This is a genomic window from Hymenobacter perfusus (genome assembly GCF_003944765.1).
GTDB classification, from domain to species: Bacteria; Bacteroidota; Bacteroidia; order Cytophagales; family Hymenobacteraceae; genus Hymenobacter; species Hymenobacter perfusus.
Window position 1 is genome coordinate 280819 of sequence record NZ_RWIU01000003.1, and the last position, 19072, is coordinate 299890.

Here is a 19072-nt window from a genome sequence, read left to right on the forward strand (position 1 = left end):
AGGCAGCGGCTTTTTCCTGACGGGGCTGTGGTCGGCCATTCCTATATCCACCCTACGTACCGACCATAACACTCCGCTGCGAGAGGTGTTCCTTTCCAATACACCTCACCAGCGCCGCTTGTTATTGAAACAAAGATAGAGGCCGGCCTAGCGGGTGCGGGGAAAGTTTTGATCAACAAGGATTTCTGCCAAGCCAACGCGTGGTTTCGGCCGGTAAAGGGTCGGCGGGCGGACCCTATCGGTACACGGCCGGGGCTTTCTCACGCAGGTTGTAGCCCGAGGCCATAACCTCACCGTAGGCCCCTGCCGAGCGGATGGCCACCAAGTCGCCGCGCCGGGTTTCGGGCAGCAGCACGCCTTTGGCAAACGTATCCGACGACTCACAGATGGGCCCTACCACGTCGTAGGGCAGTTCCGGGCCCTGGCTGCTCAGGTTCTGGATGTGGTGGTGGCTGCCGTAGAGGGCCGGCCGGATCAGCTCGGTCATGCCCGCGTCGAGAATGGCGAAGCGCACCTGCTGGCTCTCCTTCACGTACAGCACCCGGCTCACCAAAGTGCCGCATTGCGCCACCACGGCCCGGCCCAGCTCCACGTGTACCTGCTGGCCCGGCCGCCGCTGCAAGTGCTGCTCGAACATGCCGAAGTAGGCCGCGAAATCCGGAATCAACTGCTCGTCGGGGGTGTGGTAGTCGATGCCCAGGCCGCCGCCCACGTTGAGGTGGGGGAGCTGGTGGCCCCGACCTTCCAGCCAGGTTTGCAGCTCGTTGAGCTTGCGGCTGAGGGCGGCAAATACCGTCAGGTTGGTAATCTGGGAGCCGATATGGGCGTGCAGGCCAATCAATTCCACGTGGGGCAGGCCGTCCAGGCTGTCGATTACGCCCGCCAGATCCTGGAGGCTGATGCCGAACTTATTGGCCTCCAGGCCGGTGGTGATGTAGGCGTGGGTGTGGGCGTCCACGTTGGGGTTGATGCGCAGGGCCACCCGGGCCACGCGGCCCTGGGCGGCGGCCAGCTCATTCAGCACCCGCAGCTCCGGCACCGACTCGGCATTGAAGCAGAAAATATCGGCGGCCAAAGCCCGGTTGATTTCCGCATCCGACTTGCCCACGCCGGCAAACACCACGTGGTCGGGGGCGAAGCCGGCTTCCAGAGCCCGCTGCACCTCGCCGCCGCTCACGCAGTCGGCCCCCAGGCCAGCGGCCCGGATGCGCTGCAGAATCGGCAGGTTGGAGTTGGCCTTGAGGGCGTAATGCACCTGAAAGTTGCCGGGCCGGGCCGCCGCCGTGAGGGCCGCTAGCGTCTGGTCGAGCAGCGGCAGGTCGTAATAGTAGAAGGGAGTCGGCTGTTGGGCAAGCTCCGCCGGAAGGTGAAAAGGCATGGGTTGGTAAGCTGAGAGTCTGAAGGACTGGGATAATATGCCCGTCATGCTGAGCGAAGCGTAGTCGAAGCATCTCTACCTCTGACTAATCAATAGCATTGCAACGAAGCGGTAGAGATGCTTCGACTACGCTTCGCTCAGCATGACGGTCTGTTTTTCCTATGGTTACCCCCGAAACAACCCCGCATTCAGGGCCTGCAACGCGCGGGTTTTGTCGGTGGTGCTCACCAGAATGCTGATGTTGTTGGGCGAGCCGCCGTAGCTGATCATGCGCACTGGAATATCCTTGAGGGCCGCGAAGGCGCGGTTAGCCGAGCCGTGGGCGTCCTGCTCCAGATTACCTACCAGACAGATGATGCTCTGGTTTTCATCCACCACCACCGAGCCGAAGCGACGCAGCTCCTCCAGGATCTGGGGCAGGCGGGTGGCGTCGTCGATGGTCAGGGACACGGCTACCTCGGAGGTCGTAATCATGTCGATGGAGGTGCGGTACCGCTCGAAAATCTCGAACAGGCTGCGTAGGAAACCGTGGGCCAGCAGCATCCGGCTCGATTTCACGTTGATGGCCGTAATGCCGTCCTTGGCGGCCACGGCCTTGATGGCTTCAGCACCGGTGCGGCTGGAAATGATGGTGCCGGGGGCCTCGGGCTGCATAGTATTGAGCAGGCGCACCGGAATGCCGTGCTTGGCCGCCGGCAGAATGGAGCTGGGGTGCAGAATCTTGGCCCCGAAGTAGGCCAGCTCCGCCGCCTCGTCAAACGACAGCTCCCGGATAGGGTAGGTGCCCTGCACAATGCGCGGGTCGTTGTTGTGCAGCCCGTCGATGTCGGTCCAGATCTGGATTTCCTCGGCCCCCACGGCGGCCCCAATCAGGGAAGCGGAGTAGTCGGAGCCGCCGCGCTTGAGGTTGTCGATGGAGCCCTGGGCGCTGCGGCAGATGTAGCCCTGGGTGATGAACAGCGCCTGCGCAGCGTGCGGGGCCAGCGTGGTGGCCAGCAGCTCCCGGATGGCGGGCGCGTCGGGCTCCTCGTCCACATCGAGGCGCATGAAGTCGAGGGCGGGCAGCAGCACGGCCGGGCGGCCCAGCACCTGCGTCACGTACCGATGCACCAGCAACGTACTCAGCAGCTCGCCCTGGGCCAGAATCACCCGCTCGCCATCAGCCGAAAGCGGCGCGGCCGTGAGGCCCAGCAGCGTATCAAAGTGGTGGTCGAGGTCTTGAATGGCTTGCTCGGCCACGGCGGCCTCGGGCAGCAGCTCGCGGGCCACCTCGTGGTAGCGCTGGCGCAGGGCCTCAATGCGGGCGGTGGCGGTGCTGGCATCACCGGCGTAGAGCAGCTGCCCGATTTCGACCAGGGCGTTGGTGGTACCGCTCATGGCCGACAGCACCACGATGCGCCGCTGCAGATGCGGGGCGTGAATCAGCTCTGCCACCTCGCGCATCCGCTGCGCCGACCCAACGGACGTGCCGCCAAACTTCAGAATTTTCATACTAGCAGGAAACCGAATCGGAGAGTCGGCAAAAGTGCCCGCTAGGTTGCGGGCAAGGTGAAACATCGGGTCAAAAAAGAAGCGCCGGCCCTTGGCAGGACCGGCGCTGGAAAGTTCAGTGGTAGCGGTGAGGTACGACGAACGGTTGCGACGGTCAGGTCGGGTTACGTTTCTTCGATTTTTTGACCATCATGAGGCCCACGGCTAGGCCGCCGGCTACCCGCTTGCCGCGCTTCGGCGTTGTACACGCCACGCCCGCACCAGCAGCAGCCGGGGAGGCAAAGGAAGCGTACGAAACAACGGAAACGAGCATAACAGAAGGTCAGGAGCAGGGCCGGATAGCAGGTTCTGCGCCGTTTTGTGGCCGCAAGTACGGCTGTGGGCACGGTAACTTCCAAATCGGAAGCGTAAAAACTGTTTGCCAGCCGATCAGAATACTAGCGCGGCAGTAGTACGGAGCCGTTGTTTCGCGTTCCGTTTAGCAGATCATTGTTTCATAGCGAAATGCGCAGCAACGGCTGCACGCTACTACCCCGCCAGCTGCTTTCTTACCCACTCGACCAACGTACCTTTCGAGTCCAGCTTCGTCAGCTCGTCCAGCTGCTTGTTTTTGCGGAAGCCGCCGGCCCGGTAGGCGCGCAGCATCGTCCGGATGCCTTCGGTGTTGAGCACGGCCGGATCTTTCACCTCGGGGTGCTGGAGCTGGTAGCGCGCCCAGCCGCCCATAAACAGCATCAGCAGCTCCGAATCCTGGCCCGCGAGGTCGGCCACGTACTTCTGCAGCTGCACCGACACCGAAGAGCTGCCGCTGATCCACTGGAACAGGAACTGGTCGGCCTGCTTGCGGAGCTCGGGCTGCTGGCCCAGCGGGGTTTTCTCCAGCCAGTTCACGGTGGCTACTACCTGGGGCTCATATTCGATATAGTCGTCGGCGGTTTGCAGCGAGTAGCCGGTGGGTGCCTGGTAGCTGGTTTGGGCCTGGGCTGCCGTGGCTAGCAGGCTTGCCAGGAGGCAAAGAGTAACAATTTTCATAAGGCGAAAAGGAATAGAGTAGCGGGAGAAAACGTACCGTTAAACCTATCGAAAAATCGGGCTGGTTGGTGGTGGCACCACGCATAAAAAACGCCGGCACAACGAATGGTTGTGCCGGCGGTGCCGGGCGCGGCCAGTGCAGCGAAAGGGGCCGCCTACGAAACCGTGGTGCCCGACTGATTTTGCGCGAAACCCCGGGCCAGATTGGTGAACTCGGAGGGGATGAGCACCACGGTAGTCGTGTTGTTATCGATGCCGATTTCCGAGAGCATCTGCATGCGGCGCAGCTCCAGGGCCATGGGGCTGCTTTCCATCTGCTTGGCGCCCTGGGTGAGCTTGAGGGAGGCTTCCAGCTCGGCTTCGGCCTTGATGATGCGGGCCCGTTTTTCGCGGATGGCCTCGGCCTCGCGGGCCATGGCGCGCTGCATGGATTCGGGAATTTCCACGTCCTTGATTTCCACCATCTCAATCTGCACGCCCCAGGGCTCGGTGGCAGCATCCACCAGCCGCTGCAGCGTGGCGTTGATTTCCTGGCGCGACTTGAGCACTTCATCCAACTGGTGCTGGCCGATGACGTTGCGCAGGGCCGTGACTGAGAGCTGGTACACGGCCTGGTTGAAGTTGGCCACCTTGATGATGGCCTTCTCGGGGCTGAGCACCCGGAACCAGAGCACGGCGTTTACCTTGATGGTTACCGAGTCTTTGGTGATGGTTTCCTGCTGCTCCAGTTCTACGGTTTTGGTGCGCATATCCACCGTGATGCGGCGCTCAATGAACGGGATAATCCAGTACAGCCCCGGCCCGCGCTGGCCCACAAACCGGCCCAGTCGAAACACAATGGCCCGCTCGTACTCCTGGGCAATGCACAGGCCCATAAAGAGCAAAATCACGCCTACACCCAGAAAAATAAGTAATCCGGTCATATCCAACGGTGGCCAACGGCCAAAAATGAGAAAGATAGACTACCGGGTACAGGCACCGTGCCAGCTACGCGTACCAGCTGCAAAAACCCAACTAAAACGCTGAAAACGAACTTTCAGCCCGCCACCGGTAAGCCGGGAGCGTACTCCACCTTACCGTTTTGGTAGGGTGGGCCTGCCACTCTGGTAGGGCCGCCCCCGGTCCGGGTGGTTTAAGTGCTCAGCCAGAAGCAAGCGTAGTGTTCTGGCTGTTCGCCTCACCCCCCGGCCCCCTCTCCGAAAAAGGAGAGGGGGAGCCAGGCGATACGTTTGTGGGCTTACTTATCACCGAGTACTTAGCGCCGATGAAAAGGCAGGTGGAGGGTTGGGTGCGCCGGAAGAAAATAGCCGGCCCCTACGCACATTCGGCCCCACCTGCCGGGGCGAGTGGGGCCGAATGTGCGTAGAAAGCGGTAGTCAGAAGCCGCTTACCACTGCCCGGGGGCAAACTCCCGGGTAGTAAAATCCTGCTCCAGCTCGGCTTCAGCCAAAACCTGCTCCTCCAACTCCTGGGGTTGGGGGGCGCGGACCAAGCGGGGGCGCGAAGGCTCGGCCAGTTGAGGCTCGGCGGGCGAGAGGTTGCCCGTCCAGTCGTACTGCCAGCTGTATTCCCAGTGAAAGCACAGGCCGCCGCCGCCGTTGGAGAAACCCGTGAGGCGGGGGCTGAGCGCATCGTCCAGGCCGGCCCGGAACTCCAGCAGCACCCTGTCAAACAGGGAGTCGCCGTACACGGAGGGGTCGGGCGCGTCGGTGGGGTTGCCGGTGGTGAATACGTTGCCCAGGTTGGTTTCGAAGGTGAGGGCCACCAGGTACACGTTGCGCTCCAGGCCGTAGGCGTTGATGATGTACTCATCGGGCTGGAGCGGGAAGTTCTTGACGGTGGTGCCTTCCTGCCCCGTTACCCGCTTGCGGCCATCGGCGTAGCGTACCGTCAAGCCCGAAAAATGACCGTTGGTACTGCTAATGCTCAGGTGCGTGATGGTGCCGGTTACCAGTGGGGGCGCGTCCTCGGTGCGGCGGCACGGAAACGGCCCCACCGCCCGGCGGATGGTTTCCTGCGCGGGCCGCTCGGTTACGTCGGGGTCCAGGAAGCGCCAGAGGCGGGTGGGTGACAGCACCGCGTCCATCTCGGCGTTGAACTGCTCCGTCACCTGCGCCAGCCGGGCCTTGTACGCCTGCTGCGTGTGCGTGTAATCGTACATCAGGCCCCGGTCGCGGCCCTGGCGCACAATTTCACTGAAGCGCTTGCGCCAGCCCGCCCCCTCATCCCAGGCGTAGTAGGGGTGGGTGGTGCCTATTTTGTCCAGCCGCCATTTCAGGGCCTTGGCCCGGGCCGCGGTTATGGTGCGGGTGTATTCCTGAATGCTGGTTTTGAGCTTGGTTTTGTACACGCCCTTGGCCTTGGCCCGCTCGTCGGCCTTCATATCGGGGTGCATCAGGTCGTAGTCCCGCACAATCTGGGCGTAGGCCCCCAGTACCAGCGTGCCCCAGGCCGACAAATGGGAGAGGATGCGGTGACTCTCGAGATATTCCTGTTTGGTGAAGTTCCAGGCGGCGTCGGTGGTGCCCGTGGTAATGGCTACCAGGTGCACGTAGCGGTTGGGGTGGGGCAGGTCCGGGTCGTTGGCCAGGCGCAGGTTCTCAATCAGGGCGGAGAGGTGGCCTTCCAGAATCCCCAGTTGCTGGTGTTGCAGCATTTCCCGCACGCGCACGTCCACGTAGGTTTTCATCTGCTGCCAGAAGCGCTGGTCGCCGTCGGTGGGCCAGAGGAAGCCAATCACGCCCGATAAAGCGCCGCCCACCTTCGGAATCACCCCGGCCAGGCCCAGCACCAGCATGCGCGCGTAGTTGGTGTAGGTCTGGAAGGAGGTGGTGTTCAGGGGCAGGTTTCTGTTGGGCACGGCCACCAGCCGGAACAGCTGGTTTTCGGTGGTGCTGGGGCTGTGCTGCACCAGCCGGGCCCCGGCCGCCGTGGTGTTGCCGTACACATCCAGCAACTTGCCCGTGTACTGGCTGATGATGCGGTAGTAGCCGTTGCCAGCCGGTACCAGCCGGAACTTCTGAAATTCAACCCCCGGCTTCCAATCGGCCTGGGCAATAGGCGTCCCGTCGTCCCGGCCCTGGCCCTGGCGGGAGCCCAGGGGTTCCAGGTACAGGTCGCGGCCCCCGGGCTTGATCCAGAACAGGAAGTTGGGGGCGGTATCGAAGCGGAAGTGCTGCTGGGGCTGGGGCGCATCCGGGTTCCAGGTCTGCTGCTCGATTTCGGCCCAGGCTTTGCCGGAGTTGTCGCGGACGCCCAGGGGCATGTTGCTGTTCTTGGCTATCAGAAAATAGCTTGTGTCGGGGGCGGGTCTGAATCCCATGTGGAAAGGAAATTAGGTGAAGAGGAACTAGAGTCCAAACCTTCACCGCAACCCATACTTTTTCCAAAAACAGGCCGTAGACAAAGTGTGTACAGAGTGCGTAAGGATGTACAGATAAGCCGGTTAAAATTGGTTGTCCCGCTCGTTTGCCCGGCCGCCCGGCCGGTAATTCAGGAAAACAAATATGGCGCCGGGCAAAGGCGGCACCGCGCCGCCGCGTATCTTAAAGCCCGAATAGTGCGGAGTTTTATAGAAAGCCGATGACTAAGATCCTACCCATTGTTTTGCGGGAATTGCTGTGGCTGTTTGCGGCCCTGCTGATAGCGGCTATTCTGGCCACCATGCTGCACGCCGGGTTGCAGGCCCAAGGCACGTTGTACCGGCAGCTGCTGGCGGAGGTGCCTTCCGCGGCCCCGTTTCACTTGGGCCTGCTGTTTTTTGCTTTGTGTCTGGTGGGCGTGTACGTGAGCCGGCTGGCCGTGGCGGCCGTCGACTCGCTGCTGAAAAGCCAGCACTAGGGCAGAATCTGCTGCCGCCAGTAGCGGCGGTAAAGCAGCACGTTCAGCAGCAGCAGCCCCAGGCCCAGGGCCACGAACAGCCAGCCGGAAAGCGTGAGCAGCCCCGCCCAGAAAGCGTAGCCGACCACGCACAGACTGCACAAACCGATGAGCAGGCTTACGCTCACCAGCAGCGGCGGCGCGTCCAGCAACTCGGCGGCGCGGCGGTAGGTGGCAATCAGCAGCCCCAGCAGCAGAAAGCCGATGAGCACCACCGCCCCGAACAGCACCAGCTGCCGGACCGCCGACAGCCGCCCCGCCACATCCTTCGGCTTGGCCGCCGCCGGAATGGGCTCGGTGAAATTGGCCTGAATCAGGTTCCAGGTCTGGGCTGGTTTGGCATCGTAGCCCAACGCCCAGATGCCCACGCCGCCCAACTTCTCTTCGAGCAGCCAGGCGTACTTGGGAGCCAGGCTAACGGAATCTTCCCACCAGGCCTGCGGGGCGGGCTGCCCGAACTGGGTGGGGGCGAGGCTGCTGGAATTCTGGCTCAGGCTGGTGAGGTCCAGCTTGCCATCGGAAACGGGCAGAAACGGCCGGAGCTGGCGGTTGGTCCAGTACTGCGGGGCCTGCAAGTCGCCCACCCGCTGGCCGCCCAGGCTGTCTACCTGCCACACTTTGGCCAGGTGCGGGAAGCCCACCACCAGCTGCCGGCGCGGTACGCTACCCTGCTGCAGGTAGTACGCCACCGAGGTAGTAATGCTGTGCGGCCCCCAGACTTCGCCGGGTTTTAGCGGGGCCAGAGGGCCGGGTACTATCTGGTTGTAGGGCGTGTAATCGAAGGCCTTCACGATGAACAGGCTCACCAGGTGCTGCACGGCCCGCAGGTTGCGGTAGGTGCCGGTGCTGTCCACGGCTGGTACGTTCAGGGTCAGCTGGTACGAGGAATCCTGAGCCCACAGGCGCACGGCCAGGCGGGCAATAAAGTCCTGCAACTCCTGCGAGTGGTCGGTGAGCGGGCGCATGGCCGGCGGCACCACGTCCTGGTACGACGCGGCCCGGCGCCGCACGTCCAGCTGGGCCTGCTGCTTGCGGGTTAGCTGGGCCTGAGTGGCGGCCTGTTGCTCGGTAGTAAGAGCCTGCTGCTGCGCGGTGGCAGCCTGCTGCGGCAGACGGGCCTGTTGCCGGGCCGCGTAGTTGCGGGTGAGCTGGGCGTTCAGCCGCAGCTTCTTCCGCAGACTGCTTTCCTCGTTGGCCAGCTGGCTTTTTTGCTTGTCCAGGTCCTGCTGCTCCTTCGTAAACTGGGCCTGGTCAATGGCCAGCTGCTCCTTGGCCTTCTTATCCAGATCAAACCAGCCAACCACCGTGCCCCAGATGAGCCCGTGCTTGGGCAGCGGCTGCGGGGCCTTTTTCTGGTGGGCGGTAATGGTTACTTCCAGGTTTTGCTGCTGTTGGGTGGTAGTGAGCAGGGCGGCCGTGAGGTTGTCTTTGTCGTCGGCTAATAGCAGCAGCGAATCGGGGGCCGCCGGGGTGAGCTGCTGCCGGAGGGCGGCGGCTTCGGCGGCCAGGGCATTTTCCTGCTTCCGGAGGTCGGCGGTTTGCTTTGTCAGCTGGCGGTTAAGCTGCCGGAATACCTGCGGCTTCTGGTCGGGCGGGGCAAAATCCAGGTTTACGCCGTGCGCGCCGGTAGCTACCACCCGCGCCACAATGGCCGCCAGTAACCGGTTCTGGGCCGGCTGCCGACTTTCGTTCAGCAAAGAGTTGCGGCCTTCGGCGGCGGGGTAGGAGATGGTCAGCAGCACTTTGCAGGCCGATTTTTGCCGCCGCACCTGGGCCAGCAGGCTGTCGGGGCCGTAGCCGGCCGGCACGTCCAACAGTTGGCCCAGGTCGTTGGCCTGATAGCCGTAGTAGGCCACGTGGCTCAACAGACCGAAAGTGTAAGTTGCGCTGGCGTTGCCCAGCCAGTACGGGTGCCAGCCAAACACCACCGCGCCGGGCCTGAGTCGGCGGGGCGGGGCATCAGCAGCCGGTGCTTTGGGGGGCAGCTGGTAGCTTATGCCGCTGCTGAAGTCGTATTGGTCGGCGCGGCTGTACCGCTGCCGGTTCTGCACGCTGGGCGGCGGAATGGGTAGCGCGGGGTCGGTGAAGACACCCTGGAGCCGGCTGGCGGCCGGCCGGGCGGTGGTTTTCGGCTTCGTCCTGGCCGGCCGGCTCTGGCTGGAACCGGGGAAACCGGTAAGTAGCAGGCCCGGCAGCAGCAACTGGCAAAGTTGCCGGGACGCGGTACGGCACGATAGAGTACGGAAGGGCTTCACCGGGCAAACAATGGATAAGTAGAAGGTAACACAGGCTGGGGAACCGGCGGCCCGGGAGGCCAGCGGCAGTTCAGTGGCGGTAAGATATCCATTATCTTGCCGCCGGCCGTGCCCGGTTTGTCTGCTTTTGTGACGGGTAGTTACGCCTCGTTACGGGTGGTGCCTTGCTGGATTTTGGCGTCGGCAAACGGCCTCTTCTTTACCGCTCTACTTCTGCCCGATCCGCATGTCCGCGTCAGCATCTTCCGCCCACCCCGGCGACACCCTTACGCAGGAGCTACACTGGCTGGTGGCCGTGCTCGACGCCCGCATCAAGCAGTATTTCGGAATGGAAAGCAGCGTGGCGGCCGTGGAAGACGTGGCGGCCCCGCCGCTGCCCGCCGCCCCCCCCGATGCGTACGCGCAGCTGATTCAGCAGCATCAGCTGGGATGGGCCGAACGCCTCGTACTGGCGTTGGCGTTGGCCCCGCACCTGCGCCCTCAGGCCCTGGACAGCCTGTTTGCCCGCAACAGCACCTACGACCGGAACTTCACCGAGTTTGGCGGGTTGAAGGGCAAGCACCACGCGGGCTTTCTGCCCACCGGCGAAACGGCCCTGTTTCTGCTGGCCGGCGACGACCTGGGCCGCCGCCTCCACTACCAGGTCAGTCTCTGGACCGACTCGGGGCTGGCGGCGGGGCAGCTGGTGCAGCTGGGCACTGCCGAGGCCGGGGAGCCGCCCTTGAGCGGAGCCTTGCTGGTGCCGCCCGAGGCGTTGGCCCTCATCACCACCGGCCAGCGCCCCCGCCCGCACTACAGCCCCGATTTTCCGGCCCAGCGCATCACCACGCCGCTAACCTGGGATGATCTGGTGCTCGACCACCACGTGCTGGAGCAGCTGGAGGAAATGCAGACCTGGCTGGCGCAGCAGGACGCCATTCTGGGCGACGCCCACCTGCGCCGCCACCTCAAGCCCGGCTACCGCGCCCTGTTCTACGGCCCGCCGGGCACCGGCAAAACCCTCACCGCCTGCCTGCTGGGCCAGACCACCGGCCATGAGGTCTACCGCGTGGATCTGTCGATGATTGTGTCCAAGTACATCGGCGAGACGGAAAAGAACCTGGCCCGGGTGTTCGACACGGCCGAGCGGCGGCGCTGGATTCTGTTCTTTGATGAGGCCGACGCGTTGTTCGGCAAGCGCATTGCCACCAGCTCTAGCAACGACCGGCACGCCAACCAGGAAATAGCCTACCTGCTCCAGCGCATCGAGGATTTCGCCGGCGTCATCGTGCTGGCCTCCAACCTCAAGGGCAATCTGGATGAGGCCTTTGCCCGCCGCTTTCAGGCCATGATCCACTTTCCGCTGCCCGGCCCTGAGGAGCGGGAACTGCTGTGGCGGCAGGCCTTCGGCGGCACCCTTAAAGTAGCCAAAGACGTGAATTTTCCGGCCCTGGCCGGGCAACACAAAATGGCCGGCGGCACCATCATCAACGTGCTGCGCTATTGCGTGCTGGCCACCCGGCAGGAGGGCAAACTCCGCCCCATCACCGCCGCCGATATAGCCCGTGGCGTGCAGCGGGAACTGGCCAAGGATGGCAAGACGGGGTGAGCTGGGGAAGCGCAAAACTCTGGGTCGGTGTATGTGCCAACGGCAAAAAATATCCTGCTTACATTCATGAGCTTGTTTACGGGCTGTTTTATCGCTCTTCTTCCTCAATAGCATCGTCAGGTCTTACGTAATGGCCTGTCTTAATTCGCTCCAGAACTATAGGCAGCCTTTTAACTATAGTTGCCTCGTTAATATCTATTGCTTCCCCCTCTACTGCCTCTTTCTTAGGTTTTACCCCTATTAGCTTTTTCATTTTCTTAGGATCTTCCGTCCATTTTATAAGCTGCTTGACTCCCGCGTTTGACGTGAGCTTAGCCGCTTGGTAAGCTGCAGGATATGCCTGGCTGACAGTGACAACGTGCTGAGCAATGGCTTCCAGCATACGCCGTTCGTAGGATAGCCAGTTTACTGGATCATTTGCGTCGAACGGGGCTTTTTCCTCTTCTTCGTCCCGGCGCGGCGACATCGCCTGGAAATTTCCTTCGCTCTTATCTTGTGCGCTGGCCCACGCATGAGCCGAAGTCGCGTCGAATACTCCCCAGAGCAAAGTGCTGGTATATTCCTGCGCATTCTCGGTAGTAGCGTCTTTGTGAATACTTTGGTCCTTTTCAAAATCCCAAAGTCGACTGTTGACGGCTGCCTCGCCCTTACCAATATTTTCTGTGGTTGCAACTGCCGTTAGGGGCAGAGCATTACGCGCCATTAGGTAGGCTTCAATCAGCTTTTGTAGATAGCTTAACCACGCCATTGGCGGAATGTGGTCTGCCTGCCCTACCAGCTTGCGTAGCGCATCATGCGTTTGCTTATAAATCTGCTGTTGCTTGAGGTCCAGATACTGCCCCCGACTATTACCAGGCAAGGAAAAGTAGGTGGCAGCCAGCTCTTTCATACCAGCAATAGCGGCTGGCATGGTCATCGTTGCGCGTACTTTCTGGGCTACTTCTGAGCGCATCACGACCCACGCGGTTAAGTGGCCGCCTTCCTTCTCGCCGGAAGTTCCTTCGGGCCGGGAATCTGGAATCTGTACCGATACAATTTTCTGCTTCACGAAGGAATTATGGTTGCTATAATCAATATCGGTTGCCTTCACAGCTACGGCAAAACTCGCCGGGTAATACTGTGCAACCGGGTCTACTTCCTCATCTTCCTCTTCCTGGTCGGATTCACTAAGTATATATTCCTGCTCCATTACTCCCACTCTATTCCAACGCCCGTTGATAGATTCGATGTAAAACGTTTCTCCAAAGCCAGAGACTCGAATTCTATTATCAACTTGTATCTGGTCTTGGTCATAGACCTTTTTCGTCTCATCGTCTCGCCACTTAAATGCTCCTTGTGGCCAGAATGCCCCTTGTACAACAGCTGTCTGGTTAGACGGGCTTGCTAAAACAGGCCGTGGTTTTGAACGCAGCTGAGAAGGTAGGAAGTCGGCTCGCTCTCCCATTTTGTCAGCTTCTTTCTCCAGCCCGGCGTCATCGTTTACGGGTACCGCACCTTTCAGCTGGCGGGTGGCCTGCACGCGGCCCTGCTTCTGCTGTACCACGTGCCAGGCCTCGTGGGGCAGATGCTGTTCCTGGCCCGGCGCAACGTGAATATCGGTGCCCTGGGCGTAGGCGTGGGCCTGGAGCTGGGCGGGCTGCGCGGAGTTGTAATGCACCCGCACATCGTCCAGGGAATAGCCGGAGAGGTTTTCTACGCCGGTTTTGAGCGCATCGGGGAGGCCGGTGCGGTTGGGGGCGGGGAGGCTGGCCGGCACCGTCTGGGTTTGCTGGCGGGGGCTGGCGGCAATGGTGGCCTGCTGCTGGCGCTGGGCGACGGCGGCGGGCCGGTGGTCGGGTTGGGCGGCGGCGCGGGCGGCCTTATCCTCGACTTCGGTTTTGGGCTGGGTAGCGGTTGTTTTCATCAGCAGGGAGAACGAGGGAATAGTTTGTAAGAGTAAGTGAATGAGGGTGATAATACAAGTTAAGGGGGGCTGTCAGCGCCAGTTTACGTAGAGCGGGTCCGGCATCCAGGGGAGCTTGATGATGGAAATGGACCAGGGCCGGCTGTCCAGCAGAATATCGAGGGTTTTGGTTTCCACGGTGAGCGTGATGCGCTCGGGCAGCCACTCCAGCTTGCCGGGGCGCCGCAGAAACGTTTCGCGCAGGCCGGCTATACTGGTGGTTTTCAGGATTTCCCAGCGGGCAATAACGGCTTGCAGCAGGCTTTCGGTCAGCTCCTTTTCGGCTGTTGTCAGGTGCAGCTCGCGGGGGATGGGCTGGGGTTGAGGAGCGCCGCAGAGCAGCTTGTTCAGGGGCAGCTCATACTCGGGTACCTCGGGGGTGCCGGCCGCCATAAACTGGAGCAGCAGGGCCGCCTGCTGCCGGGTGGCCTCACTCCGGAACGCCTGGTTTTCCAGGTAGCCGAGGCGCTCAAACAGCATCGTGAGAAAGGGCCACAGCAGCACCAAGCCGGCATTCTGAATATACACGGTTTCCAAAGGGCGTTCTTCGGCGGTGAGGAAGGGAATGGGCGCGGAGGGCGCGGGCGTTTTGCGCCCGGCTGCCGTTAGCGTCTGCGCGGTAAGGAAAGCCGCCAGCGGGCTGCGCAGCACCAGGCCGCGCCGGGCTATTTCGCGCACTATCAAAGTAGATCGGGTAGCGGCGGCGGGCTGCCGGGGCCAGAGCCGTTCCTCGGCGGCCAATAAGCCCTGGAGCAGCCGGCCCGGCCGCCAGGAGGCCGCCGGCGTGGCTTGCACCAAAGCCAGCAGTACCTCAAACAAGGCCGGGGCGCTCAACCGCACGATGCCCTGGCGGGCCAGCAGCTGCCAGTCGGCCACCAGCGGGGCGGCCAGCCGGTAATGCTCCGGGTACATGTGGCGCAGCAGCTGCCAGAACGTTCTTTCGGAGATGCCGGCCAGCAGCCGGTCCCGGACGGTAGCCAGCCCCAGCAAAGGCCGGAACTGCCGGAGCAATACCCGGTTATTGGCCCGGAAAAGCGTTTCCAGCAGGCTGTCGGTGAAGGAAGCGGTGGGATGAAGCGCGCTGGGGGCAGATAGTGGCTGAACCGTTCCAGGTAACTGGTCAGGGCGCGCGTTGAGGGCCGGAAGCTGGCCGGTGTGCAGGTACTGCTCAAGCCGCTGGTAGACAACCAGCGCCGCCGTATCGGCCGGGGCCGGCACGGCAGCCCGCTGGCGGCGGACGCTCACCGGCGGCTGCCGAGCCAGGAGTTTCCGGGTGGTGTAGTTGCCAAGCAGCGCCGCAAAAAACGGCACCTGCGCCAAACCCGGCACCTGCCGCCAGAGCATGGCCACGCCCGCCAGCACGGCTCCCCACGCCACTCCTGCGGCAGCGGCGGCCCGGCGGGTCTCGCGAAATACCGCCTCCGAGGAAAACGTACCGGCTTTCGTTGCCTGCGCCAGAAATACCTCTTTTATGAATAACAGGATGGCTGCCCCGACCAGTGGCGCGCTGCTCAGCCGCTGATCCAGGCGTTTCAGAGTAGGCTGGGAAAGGCTGGCGGAACCCTGACTACCGGCGGCCGGCCCCAGCTGCGCCAGTACTGCGAAGCCGGCTAAGTGAGCCAGCGTTTTTCGGAAGCCGGTGGACTGCCCGTGAGCTCGTACCAGCGCCTGCAGCTCGCGGCGGTAATAGTGGGCCACTTGGTGCAGCAGCAGTCGGCGCTGACTTTCCGAAACTCCGGCCGGAGCCCACCAGGGTAGCTGTTGGTGCAGCAGCAGATGAAACACCAGGTCCCGCGCTGCCATGCCGGTGGGCAGCTGCGTCAGGCGGGCGGTGGCCAGCGCGCCTGACACTTCGGAATGTACGGGAGTATCGTAGGATAATCCAGCTCCCGCAAACGAAGGGGAGGATGCGTTGTCTGAAATGATCCGGCCACCAGAAGCGGCCGTACTGCCCGTGCCCGTGCCCGTGCCCGTGCCCGTACCCTGGGCCGGCCGCTGTACCTGGTTATGGGCCGTGGCCTGGGTTTGGGCCGTGGCCTGGGTTTGGGTTGAGGGCGAAGAACCTTTGTTAGCCAGTGTATCGGAGGTGGCGAAACCGGCAAAAAATGTATCGGTGAGCAGCAGCGGGTGGCGGGTCAGCAGTCGGCGCAGCTTTGCCCGGGTGGCCTGCCAGGGCAGCCCGTACGTGGCCGCCAGCCGCTGCACGCTACGCCGGCGGTTGGCGGCCGACTGGTGGCGGGCCTGCAGGTAAAACGCCAGATAAGCCGCCCGCAGAAACAGCAGCCACCGGGCCGGAGGCGTGGGGCCGCCATTGGCTGCCCCACGGTCGAGGGCCGCCAGGGCCGGTGCCGCCCGGAAGGGCTGGCCGGGCCGCTGCACCAGCAGCCGGGCCAGCAGGCTCAGATCCGCCAGCACGGCCACCCGCTGCCACACTGCCGGAGTGCTTTCCCGGTGCAAAAAGCCGCGTACGGCCTGCGGATTCTGCCGGCTCAGCTGTTCCAGCCACCGACTCAACTCTTTAACTGACACCGCTGCCGACCACCACGAGGGGCGCGCCCCGGCGCGCAAATAGTGCAGTACCACCTCGCGGCGGCCGGCGGCGGCTTGTAGCTGCCGCAGCTGCGTGGGCGGCAGGCGAGTAAGAGCCGGTTGGCCGGCCAACGCCTCCGCGCCGCCCAGTGGCGGGAAAAGCTGAGCGGGCCAACACGCCGCCAATGCCTCTGGAATACCAGCGGGCGGAGTGGAGGCCAGTGAAAACACGCGCCAATCAACTCTGTGCGGGCCGGTATGGGAAGCTGCTGAGGAAGCCGGGGAAGTCGTAAAGCCGGCCCACCCTTCCGTCTGCTGGGGTTTTGTAGTCGGTGTGAGAGAATCCGCTTTGTTCGTTGGGTTTAATGCTACGCCGGTTCGCGGCGAGAATATCTCACCGGATTCGCTTTGTGGCTGTACTCTGCTCTGGTAAGGGGTGGTTCCAGGCTGCCGGCGCGCGCGCGCTGCTGGCGGTGCTGAACTATTTGCGGAAGGCGGCGAGCTGTGGGCAGACGGGTAGGTGGGCGCGGGCACACCTCCCAAAGAAGCAGCGCCTGCCGCCGCTGAAAAGGCAGAACCGGCACTTACGGCGGAGGATGCCGCGTCGGATTTAAGCTGTCCGAAGTGTGCTGAGTCCCGGCCCGCAGCGGCCGGCGCGGAAGCGGCACGTGCTTCTGAGCGGCTACGAGAGTCGGTGACAAGCTCCCGCGTGCTGCCGGTGCGAAACTCCCGCGCCGCCGCATACGAGCCTTTCTCCGACTGAGTGTAGGCAGAAGGAAAAAGCTGCCGGTGCGCCCTCAGCAGCGCCGCCACCACCGGCCCCTGCCGAAGCCCGGGCTGCTGCCAAACCAGGCCGTCAATTTTCCGGAGCAGCGCCCGCCACGGTAGCTGGTACTGCCGGGCCAGCTGTTCCAGTAATCCGCCAGCGGAAGCCTGGTTACGCGTCAGGCAGACTGCCGCGTGGGCGGCCCGCCAAAAACTTCGGAGGGGATGGACTGCATCCGAAGCAGTAAACGGAAGGAGTAGTTCTGGCAATGCAGATGCCGTCCGGTTGCCTGGGGTGGCGCGCTTGCCGGGGCGTTGCGGAGCCGTTAGCACCGCCAGCAGGTCATCATCCGCTACTTGCACCAACCGTGCCAAGAGGGTGGCGGTGAGGGGCTGCCGGCGCAGCCATTGCCAGGCCAGCGGCGGGTTGTTACGCAGAAGCTGGTAAAGCAGCTGTGCAGGCGTCAGCGGGGAGGAAGCCGGCCACCAGCCAGGCCCGCGCCCACCTCCCAGCAGGTGCAGCAGCGCCTCCTGTTGCTGTTGCGGGGACAAGCCACTCACCGCTAACGCCGCCGACGGGGACGATACTCCCTCCGCAAACGCCGGCCGAAGCTGCGCCTGCAAGGAGGCCGGCCGGGCCGGGAGCTGCGCGAAAAGCCACTGCCGGAAAGCCGGGCTGCTCAGCGGGCGAAACTGTTCGGATAGCACGTAGGTGAGCGTGAGCTCCCACAGCAGTCGAGGCGCACTAGCCGGGCCGCCCGCTGCCGGTTGTGCCCGGCTGGCTTCTGCCAGAATACCCGCAAAGGCGCGGGCTTGCCCGGCCGTGGCCTGGTGTAGCAGCTGCCGCAACAGGGCCTCCGAAAAGTGGTAGGCCAGGGAGTTGGCGGCGCGCGGTCCGGCCTGCCGCACCAGCGGCCACACGGCCCCCCAGCCCTGGCGCATCAGCCCGGCCAGCTCAGTTTCCAGGTCAGCCTGGGTTAGGGCCGCCTGCGCCGGTGGCAGGGCCGCGTGTTGCAGAAAATACCGCAAGGCCTCCCGAATATCCGGTACGGCTAAAGTGGCGGCAGCTGTTCCCGGCGAAGTTCTCCGGCCTGAAAGCCCGGCTGTTTGGTAGCTTCCGGCAGTTATATCGGACCTGTTTGGTTGGCCGAATCCTCGTCCGGTTTGTGCGGAGTCAGGAGAAAAAACGGCCTGCTTGAGTGCCTGGCGTCGCCCACCCGCTTCTCCCGTAGCTTGTGAATCCGGGAAGTGACTAGTCGTTGGCTCCGCCGAAAAAGCGGTGGGCGGTACCGGCTTCCTCAGTAATTCAGCGGAAGAGCTTCTGGGGCGAGCTGCTCCCGCGCCTAAGCCGCTGGTAGCCGCTTCGTGCAAAGACCGAATCAGGCCGGGCAGGGCCGATTGGGCGGAGAAGGGCAGCGTCACCTGTACCGCCGCCAACTGCTGGAGCAGTTGCGCAAACGCCGCGTTGTAGCGCGCCGCCAGTTGCCGGATCTGGCGCTCGACAAAATCGCGCCGGTTGAAGGCCGCCCCGGAATGCAACAGCAAATCAGTCAGGATCAGCTCCTGTACCACTGTCCGCAGCACTGGCTCGGTAACCGGTACCAGTCGCTGGCGGCGGTGTGCGGTCAGGGTCGTGAGCAGGTACTCGCGCAGGAAAGGAGCCTGAGTGGGTTCCAGCAGCGCAATCAACTGTTCCAGCTGCCCCGTGGCAAGCTGCCACACCAGCCGCTGCCGCACGTTGGCGGCCCGGCCCAGCCGCAATACCAGCTGCCGGAACGCCGCCGCGTGCCGGGTAATGGCTTCCTGGAAAACCGTTTGCAACGAAAACCCCGCCCGGTTCACCTGCCAGGGCAAGCGGCCGTGCAGCAGAAAATACGCCAGCACCTGCACCGCCGAAGCCGGGCTGCCAGTTGACTGCGTGGTAGTGGGAGCCGGGGGTAGTTGCCGCAGGGCTTCCCGCAACGCCGCCCGAATCAGATCCGGCAGCTCGGTTTCCAGCCGGTGGTCGGCAACGGGCGGCAAGTGCAGCGTGAGTTGTGGCAGGTGCACGTGTAGCTCCGGCGGGCAGTGGCGCGTGAGTTCCTCCGCCAGCAGCCGGGGCAGCCACTGGCCGGCCCCGGCACTGAGGCGCTCGGGCAGCTGCCGCGCCTGGGCACCGGGGCCGGCCTGCACATCGAGCCGCAAAGCCTGAATGGCGTGGGAGGAAGGCATGG

At 63.4% G+C, this 19072-nt stretch carries 12 protein-coding genes; 3 read left to right on the forward strand and 9 right to left on the reverse strand.

The window, feature by feature from the left end; all coding sequences use genetic code 11:
• Positions 1-235: 235 nt before the first annotated feature.
• The 6 genes from lysA to EI293_RS11100 form a co-directional block, all read right to left on the reverse strand.
• Complete coding sequence (gene lysA / locus EI293_RS11080; protein WP_125437570.1) at positions 236-1378, reverse strand: diaminopimelate decarboxylase; 1143 nt, start codon at positions 1376-1378, stop codon at positions 236-238.
• A gap of 165 nt (positions 1379-1543) precedes the next feature.
• The gene (locus EI293_RS11085) at positions 1544-2869 is read right to left on the reverse strand and encodes an aspartate kinase (protein WP_125437572.1); all 1326 of its coding nucleotides are present in this window, start codon (positions 2867-2869) and stop codon (positions 1544-1546) included.
• 154 nt (positions 2870-3023) lie between these two features.
• Positions 3024-3182, reverse strand: coding sequence for a hypothetical protein (locus EI293_RS22100; RefSeq protein WP_170170340.1), 159 nt, complete (start codon positions 3180-3182; stop codon positions 3024-3026).
• A 215-nt stretch (positions 3183-3397) separates the two neighbouring features.
• Positions 3398-3901, reverse strand: coding sequence for a hypothetical protein (locus EI293_RS11090; protein ID WP_125437574.1), 504 nt, complete (start codon positions 3899-3901; stop codon positions 3398-3400).
• A 155-nt stretch (positions 3902-4056) separates the two neighbouring features.
• Positions 4057-4824: a slipin family protein gene (locus tag EI293_RS11095; protein ID WP_125437576.1), complete on the reverse strand. Its 768-nt coding sequence runs from the start codon at positions 4822-4824 to the stop codon at positions 4057-4059.
• Between the two features lie 464 nt (positions 4825-5288).
• Positions 5289-7223, reverse strand: a complete 1935-nt coding sequence (locus tag EI293_RS11100; RefSeq protein WP_125437578.1) for an RICIN domain-containing protein — start codon at positions 7221-7223, stop codon at positions 5289-5291.
• A 260-nt stretch (positions 7224-7483) separates the two neighbouring features.
• Here EI293_RS11100 and EI293_RS11105 point away from each other — a divergent pair, with 260 nt between their 5' ends.
• Positions 7484-7741 (forward strand): hypothetical protein, encoded by a 258-nt coding sequence (locus tag EI293_RS11105; RefSeq protein ID WP_125437580.1) that lies wholly within the window; start codon positions 7484-7486, stop codon positions 7739-7741.
• On the opposite strand, the gene EI293_RS11110 is transcribed toward EI293_RS11105, so the two are convergent.
• On the reverse strand, positions 7738-9981 hold the full coding sequence (locus tag EI293_RS11110; RefSeq protein WP_125437592.1) for a glycosyl hydrolase family 18 protein: 2244 nt from the start codon (positions 9979-9981) through the stop codon (positions 7738-7740). The two genes, EI293_RS11105 and EI293_RS11110, sit on opposite strands and share 4 nt — an antisense overlap.
• Positions 9982-10261: 280 nt before the next feature.
• Between EI293_RS11110 and EI293_RS11115 the strand changes: the two genes are divergently transcribed.
• On the forward strand, positions 10262-11623 hold the full coding sequence (locus EI293_RS11115) for an ATP-binding protein (RefSeq protein WP_125437594.1): 1362 nt from the start codon (positions 10262-10264) through the stop codon (positions 11621-11623).
• A gap of 88 nt (positions 11624-11711) precedes the next feature.
• On the opposite strand, the gene EI293_RS22250 is transcribed toward EI293_RS11115, so the two are convergent.
• Positions 11712-13286 carry an eCIS core domain-containing protein gene (locus EI293_RS22250; protein ID WP_394343400.1) on the reverse strand — a complete coding sequence of 525 codons (1575 nt, stop codon included), beginning with the start codon at positions 13284-13286 and terminating at the stop codon, positions 11712-11714.
• Between EI293_RS22250 and EI293_RS22375 the strand changes: the two genes are divergently transcribed.
• On the forward strand, positions 13167-13556 hold the full coding sequence (locus EI293_RS22375; RefSeq protein WP_246010616.1) for a hypothetical protein: 390 nt from the start codon (positions 13167-13169) through the stop codon (positions 13554-13556). The genes EI293_RS22250 and EI293_RS22375 overlap by 120 nt on opposite strands.
• A gap of 42 nt (positions 13557-13598) precedes the next feature.
• Here EI293_RS22375 and EI293_RS11125 read toward each other — a convergent pair whose 3' ends face one another.
• Positions 13599-19070 (reverse strand): contractile injection system tape measure protein, encoded by a 5472-nt coding sequence (locus EI293_RS11125; RefSeq protein WP_125437596.1) that lies wholly within the window; start codon positions 19068-19070, stop codon positions 13599-13601.
• Positions 19071-19072: the final 2 nt, after the last annotated feature.

What these genes read in the sequence shown, in the direction of transcription:
- EI293_RS11115 (WP_125437594.1), top strand. Translation starts at nt 10,262, where the DNA reads ATGTCCGCGTCAGCATCTTCCGCCCACCCCGGCGACACCCTTACGCAG.
- EI293_RS22100 (WP_170170340.1), bottom strand. Translation starts at nt 3,182, where the DNA reads ATGCTCGTTTCCGTTGTTTCGTACGCTTCCTTTGCCTCCCCGGCTGCT.
- EI293_RS11100 (WP_125437578.1), bottom strand. Translation starts at nt 7,223, where the DNA reads ATGGGATTCAGACCCGCCCCCGACACAAGCTATTTTCTGATAGCCAAG.
- lysA (WP_125437570.1), bottom strand. Translation starts at nt 1,378, where the DNA reads ATGCCTTTTCACCTTCCGGCGGAGCTTGCCCAACAGCCGACTCCCTTC.
- EI293_RS11095 (WP_125437576.1), bottom strand. Translation starts at nt 4,824, where the DNA reads ATGACCGGATTACTTATTTTTCTGGGTGTAGGCGTGATTTTGCTCTTT.
- EI293_RS11105 (WP_125437580.1), top strand. Translation starts at nt 7,484, where the DNA reads ATGACTAAGATCCTACCCATTGTTTTGCGGGAATTGCTGTGGCTGTTT.
- EI293_RS11125 (WP_125437596.1), bottom strand. Translation starts at nt 19,070, where the DNA reads ATGCCTTCCTCCCACGCCATTCAGGCTTTGCGGCTCGATGTGCAGGCC.
- EI293_RS11085 (WP_125437572.1), bottom strand. Translation starts at nt 2,869, where the DNA reads ATGAAAATTCTGAAGTTTGGCGGCACGTCCGTTGGGTCGGCGCAGCGG.
- EI293_RS11090 (WP_125437574.1), bottom strand. Translation starts at nt 3,901, where the DNA reads ATGAAAATTGTTACTCTTTGCCTCCTGGCAAGCCTGCTAGCCACGGCA.